The organism is Bartonella capreoli, from assembly GCF_902813205.1.
In the GTDB taxonomy this organism is placed as follows: domain Bacteria; phylum Pseudomonadota; class Alphaproteobacteria; order Rhizobiales; family Rhizobiaceae; genus Bartonella; species Bartonella schoenbuchensis.
This window is the reverse complement of the sequence record NZ_CADDZX010000239.1, coordinates 1-439: the sequence shown is the minus strand read 5'-3', so window position 1 is coordinate 439 and position 439 is coordinate 1. Positions and strand designations below refer to the sequence as shown.

Below are 439 nucleotides of genomic sequence, written 5' to 3'. Positions count from 1 at the left end.
TTTTTAGCGTTCTAAAAGTGCTGGGACATGAACCTGATCAGCTTTATAATTTCCTGTAAGCACATATATAACAATATTTAATCCTGCACGAAATGACCATAGACGTTGCATCGGATCGTTGGGAATAAGTGGGTATTTCCACATGCCTTTTTCATCTAATGCCCAAGCACCGGCAAAGTTATTCGCAGTGATCAGAAGAGAACTTACATTATCACCGGAGATAAGAGAACTTTTGTTTTTTTTATTTGTTGATGATGATTCAACCCACAAAGGTGAACCACGGTAGAGACCTGGAAAATCTGGCATAATATAAAAAGAACGCGCAATAACATGATCATTTGAAGCTGGTTCAATGGTAGGTATGCTTAATCCCTTTAAGATCGCCCGTAATCTTTGTGTAGCTGGGGTGGCTGTTCCTTTAAGATTAAGGTTGGTACTT

Annotated in this window: 1 protein-coding gene; it reads right to left on the bottom strand. The window is 39.0% G+C overall.

Annotated features, from left to right (window positions below; translation table 11 throughout):
• Positions 1 to 3 precede the first annotated feature (3 nt).
• Positions 4 to 439, bottom strand: a 436-nt coding sequence (locus tag J7R05_RS08240) for a DUF4159 domain-containing protein (RefSeq protein ID WP_208541875.1), incomplete at its 5' end; no start/stop codon positions are given.